The sequence below is a fragment of the Microbacterium deferens genome, from assembly GCF_045517775.1.
Taxonomy (GTDB): domain Bacteria; phylum Actinomycetota; class Actinomycetes; order Actinomycetales; family Microbacteriaceae; genus Microbacterium.
Map to the genome: position 1 here is coordinate 36,775 of NZ_JBEUWT010000007.1, position 6,286 is coordinate 43,060.

At 72.1% G+C, this 6,286-nt stretch carries 7 protein-coding genes; all 7 read right to left on the reverse strand.

Annotated features, from left to right (window positions below):
• Positions 1–33 precede the first annotated feature (33 nt).
• The 7 genes from recN to ABTU82_RS16625 are packed head-to-tail and all read right to left on the reverse strand — an operon-like array spanning position 34 to position 6,061.
• Entirely contained in the window at positions 34–1,731 is a 1,698-nt protein-coding gene (recN, locus tag ABTU82_RS16595; protein ID WP_407174458.1) for a DNA repair protein RecN, read from the reverse strand.
• Positions 1,728–2,648, reverse strand: a complete 921-nt coding sequence (locus ABTU82_RS16600; RefSeq protein WP_407174460.1) for an NAD kinase — start codon at positions 2,646–2,648, stop codon at positions 1,728–1,730. The genes recN and ABTU82_RS16600 overlap by 4 nt, the downstream gene beginning before the upstream one ends.
• Positions 2,645–3,445, reverse strand: a complete 801-nt coding sequence (locus ABTU82_RS16605; protein WP_116648863.1) for a TlyA family RNA methyltransferase — start codon at positions 3,443–3,445, stop codon at positions 2,645–2,647. Before ABTU82_RS16605 ends, ABTU82_RS16600 begins: the two co-directional genes overlap by 4 nt.
• Positions 3,442–3,618, reverse strand: coding sequence for a hypothetical protein (locus tag ABTU82_RS16610; RefSeq protein WP_165818042.1), 177 nt, complete (start codon positions 3,616–3,618; stop codon positions 3,442–3,444). The genes ABTU82_RS16605 and ABTU82_RS16610 overlap by 4 nt, the downstream gene beginning before the upstream one ends.
• 18 nt (positions 3,619–3,636) lie before the next feature.
• A complete protein-coding gene (locus tag ABTU82_RS16615) occupies positions 3,637–4,674 on the reverse strand; it encodes an HAD-IIA family hydrolase (RefSeq protein WP_407174463.1) in 1,038 nt (345 codons plus the stop codon).
• Positions 4,674–5,465 carry a hypothetical protein gene (locus ABTU82_RS16620; RefSeq protein WP_407174465.1) on the reverse strand — a complete coding sequence of 264 codons (792 nt, stop codon included), beginning with the start codon at positions 5,463–5,465 and terminating at the stop codon, positions 4,674–4,676. Before ABTU82_RS16620 ends, ABTU82_RS16615 begins: the two co-directional genes overlap by 1 nt.
• A gap of 47 nt (positions 5,466–5,512) precedes the next feature.
• Positions 5,513–6,061 carry a hypothetical protein gene (locus ABTU82_RS16625; protein WP_407174467.1) on the reverse strand — a complete coding sequence of 183 codons (549 nt, stop codon included), beginning with the start codon at positions 6,059–6,061 and terminating at the stop codon, positions 5,513–5,515.
• Positions 6,062–6,286 lie beyond the last annotated feature (225 nt).

The window sequence follows — 6,286 nt, forward strand, 5'->3', positions numbered from 1 at the left end:
GACGACCGGCGTCGGCCGAGGCGTCGCCCGCGCTCACCGCGGCGCGCGTGCCGTGTCGAGAAGCTCGCGGGCGTGGGTGAGAGCGGCGTCCGAGTCGGCCAGTCCCGACAGCAGGCGGGCCATCTCGGCCTCGCGCTCCGCCCCCTCCAGACGCTTCACGCTCGACGCCGTGACCGACCCGTCGTTGCTCTTCACGACCGAGAGATGGTTGCCCGCGAACGCCGCCACCTGAGCGAGGTGGGTCACGACGATCACCTGCGACGACTCGGCGAGCCGGGCGAGTCGCCGCCCGACCTCGATCGCGGCGGCACCGCCGATCCCGGCGTCGACCTCGTCGAAGACGAACGTCGGCACGGGATCCACTCCCGCGATGACGACCTCGATCGCGAGCATCACGCGGCTGAGCTCCCCTCCGGAAGCCCCCCGAGCGACGGGGCGCGGGTCGGCACCCGGATGCGGCGCGAGGAGGATCGTGACGTCGTCGCGACCGTGGGTGCTCGCCGCTCCCGGAGCCACCTCGACGACGAGGGTCGCATCGGGAAGAGCCAGGGCGTGCAGCTCGTCGGTCACGAGCGCACCGAGCCGGAGGGCCGCGGCCTCGCGCTCGGCCGTCAGGGCGGCGGCGGCGACGTCGAGCGCGGCGGCCGCGGCATCCCGTTCCGCCGTCAGGCGCTCGATGCGGTCGCCGTCGTCGTCGAGTTCGGCGAGACGGGCCGACCCGGTCTCGAGCAGTGCGATCGCCGCGTCGACCGAGCCGTGGGCACGGGCGAGGCCCGAGAGAGCCGCGCGCCGCTCCTCGGTCGCCGCCAGCTCGTGCGGACCCGACTCGTCGAGATCGGCGAGGTAGGCGGAGACGGCGGCGGCGAGGTCGGCGATCCGGTAGCCGACGTCGGCGGCCTGCTCGGCGAGGGGCTCGAGGGTCGCATCGTGGGTGCTGCCGCGCTCGAGCGATCGCCGAGCGTCGGCGGCGAGCGCGGTCGCGTCGGCGGCGTCCATCTCGCTCGAGAGGGCTTCGTGCGCGGTGGCCGCGGCCAGTCGCAGCTCCTCCGCGTTCGCGAGGCGCTCGGCGCGCTGGGCGAGATCGACGTCCTCACCGGGGAGCGGGGCGACGGCCTCGATCTCGGCGAGCGCCGCGCGCAGCTCGTCGGCCTCGCGCCCTCGGACGTCGCGGTCGTCCTGCAGCTCGGTCAGCGTCGCATCGAGGGCGCGCCAGTGCTCGTATCGGGCGCGGTAGTCGGCGAGGGCGGCGGCCACCGGGGCGCCGCCGAAACGGTCGAGTGCGTCGCGCTGCGCGACGGCGGAGCGCAGGCGCAACTGGTCGGACTGCCCGTGGACGACCACGAGGGAGTCGGCGAGTTCGGCGAGCACCCCGGCGGGGGCACTGCGCCCGCCGACGGTGGCGCGTCCTCGGCCCTCGCTCGACACGGTGCGTCCGAGGTAGAGCTCGGCCTGGCCGTCGCCGAGGGGTTCGACGTCGCCGCCGGCCTCGCGGACGCGGTCGACGACGGCGCCGTCTTCCGGAACGCTCCACACGCCGTCGACGGCGGCCTGCGCCGCCCCGGAGCGCACGGCGCCCGAGTCGGCGCGGTTGCCGAGCAGGAGTCCGAGCCCCGTGACGACCATGGTCTTGCCGGCACCGGTCTCGCCGGTGATCGCGGTGAAACCCGGACCGATCGGCAGCGTCGCCTCGGCGATGACTCCGAGGTCGCGCAGTCGCATCTCCTCGATCATGAGATCTCCGGAGCCGGTCCGCGCCACCCGGTCACGGGGAGACGGAACTTCCGCACGAGGCGGTCGGTGAATGCGGGCGGGTGGAGCCGCGCCAACCGCACGGGCTCGCTGGAGCGGCGGACGACGACCCGCGCACCCGGCGGCAGTTCGTGGGAACGGCGACCGTCGCACCACAGGATGCCGACACCGCTCGTGCGTTCGAGCACCTCGATCGCGATCGGGGCCTCGGGCCCGACGACGAGCGGACGCGCGAAGAGGGCGTGCGCCGAGAGCGGCACGACGGCGATCGCCTCGACGGACGGCCAGATCACGGGTCCTCCCGCCGAGAAGTTGTAAGCGGTCGACCCGGTGGGCGTGGCGACCACGACGCCGTCGCAGCCGAACGACGACAACGGACGCCCGTCGACCTCGATCACGACCTCCAGCATTCTTTCGCGACTGGCCTTCTCGACGGTGGCCTCGTTCAGCGCCCACGTCTCGTAGATCACGGCGTCGGTGGAGTCCTTGACCCGCACCGACAGCGCGAGGCGCTCCTCGACACGGTAGTCGCGGTCGATGACCCGACGGACGGCGTCGTCCATGTCGTCGCGCTCGCTCTCGGCGAGGAACCCGACGTGACCCATGTTGATGCCGAGGACGGGCGCCGTCCCCCCGCGGACGAGCTCGGCAGCGCGGAGGATGGTGCCGTCACCGCCGAGCACGATCGCGAGTTCGATCTCGTCGACCGCGACATCCTCCCCGAGGGTGCCGATACCGTCGAGCGGGAACGCGCCCTCGAGGTCGTCGCGGTCGTCGCGCGAGAACACGGCGCGAGCACCCGCCTGTCGAAGGGCGGAGACCACGCGCCTCGCGGCGTCGACGGTGTCGTCTCGGCGCGCGTGGGCGACCACGAGGATGTTGCGATCGCTGGGTGTCATCGGCTTCCGGTCAGTTCGTTCACGGTGCTTCCCCATTCTGACGGATCGCTCCCCCACGACGTCGCGAGGTGGACCACATACTCCCGATTGCCGTGCAGACCGGCGATCGGAGAAGCGATGAGCCCCGCCGTCCGCAGGCCCGCATCCCATGCGGACCACAGCACGGTCGACACGGCGTCCGCGCGGAGGTCGGGGTCTGTCACGAGCCCGCCCTTGACCGCGGTGCGTCCGACCTCGAACTGCGGTTTGATCAGCAGCACGATGTCGGCGTTCTCGGCCGCGGTGGCGACGACGGCGGGAAGGACGTGCGTGAGCGAGATGAAAGAGAGGTCGCCGGTGACGACGGAGGGGCGCTCAGCGACCCCCGTCGCGGACGCGAGGATCGCCGCATCCATGTACCTGACGTTGAACCCTTCGATCGACACGACGTCGGGGTCGAGGGCGAGGAGAGGGTCGAGCTGCCCGTGGCCGACGTCGACGGCCAGCACCGGTCGCGCACCGCGCTCGCGCAGCACCTGGGTGAACCCCCCGGTCGATGCGCCCATGTCCAGCGCGACCCGGTCTTCCACGGCGATGTCGAACGCGTCGAGACCGGCGAGCAGCTTGTGCGCGGCACGACTGACGTAGTGGTCGGATGCGGCGACCGCGAGCTGCGCCTCGTCGTCGATGCGCGCCGACGGCTTCACCACGATGCCGCCGTCGACGCTCACCAGCCCATCGGCGATCAGCTGTGCGGCCTGAGTACGCGAACGCGCCAGGCCGCGGCGGGCAAGCTCCGCGTCGAGACGCGCCGTCATCCGCTCACGTGGTGATCGGTGGGTCCGGACTCGAGGCGACGGGCCAGCTCGTCGTGCAGCGACGCGTAGGCGGCGGCGCGATCGCCCAGCGGTTGCCCCTCGATGATGCGCAGCCGACTGATCAGCTCCGAACCCTCGGGCCCGGCGTCCTCCGTGCGGTTGGCGTCGGTCATCCAGCTATCGTAACGACCTCACGGCCGCCAGAACGGGTCGGCGTACAGACGCTCCGGCACGCGGAACCCGAAGATCGCCCGCCCGGAATTCCACACGGCCGCGGCCCCGGCCCGCACGAGGTCGACGGGGCGGTCGCCCTCGGAGACGATCCGCAGATCCGCACCGTCGATCTCGACCGTCGCCGAGCCCACCGTGGTGCGCGCGCCCTTCACGACGGTCGCCGGGTACGGCTCGAACATCTCGCGCAGATCGCTCACGATGAAGTCGGGGCGCGAATCGGGAGGCGCCGCGAGCAGGTGCTTGGGACGATCGATCCCGGTGAGAACATGCACCGACCGCATACCCGCGGCGACGGCGCCCTTGATGTCGGTATCGAGGCGGTCGCCGATGAACAGCGGACTCGACGCGTCGAAACGCTTCTCCGCCTCGCGGAAGATCGGCACCTCGGGCTTGCCGGCTACCGTCGCCAAACGTCCGACCGCGGTGTGGACGGCCGACACCAGGGTGCCGTTTCCCGGGGCGATGCCGCGCGCCTGCGGGATCGTCCAGTCGGTGTTGGTCGCAACCCAGGGGATGCCACCATCCTCGACCGGCGTTTTCAGTGCGAACGCCGCCTCCGCGAGGTGCACCCATGCCACATCGGGGGCGAACCCCTGCACCACGGCGGCCGGCGCATCGTCCGCGGAACGCGTGACGACGAAGCCCGCCTTCTCGACCTCCACGACGAGCCCCTCGCCACCGACGACGAGCACCGTCGAGCCCGGCGCGACGAGATCGGCGAGCAACGTCATGGCGGCCTGCGGGCTCGTGACGATGTCATCGGCGCGCGTCGCGGTGAGCCCCAGCTCTACGAGGTGCGCGGCGACCGACGCATCCGTTCGCGACGCGTTGTTCGTGATGAACCCCACACGGCGGTCGGATGCTGCGCGGTTGAGACTCTCCACCGCGTGCGGGATCGGCCCCGGGCCGGCGTACACCACACCGTCGAGGTCGGCGAGCACCACATCGACACCCTCCAACGGTGTCGGTGTGGACGACGAGCGCCCCCACAACATCAGCGGTCCTCGCCGTCCGTCTCGTCGTCGGCTGCGGCGCGCTTGTCGCTCTCGTCGCTCTCGTCGCTCTCGTCGCTCTCGTCGCTCTCGTCGCTCGAGGACACCGCGACGGGCTCGCCCGCGTCAGTCTCCTCGGCGGGCGCCTCTCCCGGCTCCGCGTCGGAGGCGTCCGACATCCCCTGGTCGGCGGTGTCCTCATCGGGATCCGCCGGGATGACGGCGTCAGGGTCCTCGGTCTCGTCGACGATCAGCACCTCGTGGTCGGCGACACCCGACGCATCGTCGAGGGCGTCGGCGGCGACGTCGGCGCGCCGACGCCACAGCTGCGCCTCATCGTCGCGGCCGAGCTCCTCGAGCACCGCCGCGCGCGCGGCGAAGAGCGCAGGGCTCCACTCGAACGCACGGTCGGGATCGAGCTCGGGGATGTCGAGTTCCTGCAGAGCACGCTCGGTCTCGCCGAGGTCGAGCCGCGCACCCGACATGGCGATCGCAAGCTCGACGCGCACCTCCGTGGGGAGCGTCGAGCGATCGACCCCACGACCCTCTTCGAGACCACGGTCAGGACGACCCACACCACGCTCGCTGTCGACGAGGAGCGCGATCTGATCGTCGCGACCGGAGATGCGGCGGTAGGTGCGGAGTTCTCGAAGCGCAAGCGAGAAATCGCCGATGCCGTAGGCGGTGATGGCGGCGGTCTCACGGACGACCGCGATACGGCCCGCGCGACGCGTGGCGGCGAGGGCATGTTCGTGCGCGAGGGCGGGGTCGTCTTCGATCAGACGAGCGGCCATGGCCAGGTGCCGCGCGACCTCTTCCGCGTTCTCCTTGCTGAGGGTCTTCAGCTCATTGCGCGCCTGGGCGGGCAGATCGCGTGCGGTGATGTCTTCGGGGAGTTCGGGGCCGCTCTCGCGGAAACGCTCCGGCGGGCGTGACGCACGGTCGGACGACGAGGACGGCCGACCGCCGCCACCCGCTCCGCGGTAGCCGGCGCCGCCCGTGGGGCGTCCTCCCCGGTCATCGCCGCGCGGGGGGCGGCCGCCACGATCATCGCTGCGGGGAGGACGACCACCGCGATCATCGCTGCGGGGAGGACGACCACCGCGATCATCGCTGCGCGGAGGACGACCGTCTCGAGAGGAGGCGCCGTCGCGAGCGGGACGTCCGGCTGAGGAAGGGCGACCATCGCGCGCGGGGCGCGCATCGCGGTTTGTCCGGTCCGACGAGCCGTACGACCGACCCGCGGCCGGACGCCCACCGGAATCAGAGCGCGGCGCATCGCGACGCGGCCGGTCACCGTAGGGCGGGCGCGCACCGTCGCGCTGCGGACGGTCGGTGCGCGCAGGGCGGTCGTCACGCCCCACACGGCTGTCGGATCGAGGAGTGCCACCCCGCGAGGGTCGCCCCTCAGACCGCGGTCTGTCCGAGCGCGGACGACGATCAGCGTCGCGGCGTGCATCGCCGCTCCGTCCGGAGCGATCGTCGCGACGGGGAGCGTCGGCGTCTTCAGTTGCCATGGCGGGTCCTCCTGGTGGGCCAGCTTACGGGCCCGTAAACGCAAAATGGCCACCCAACTTTGGGTGGCCATTTCACTGAAAAGAAGTCCGGCGGTGTC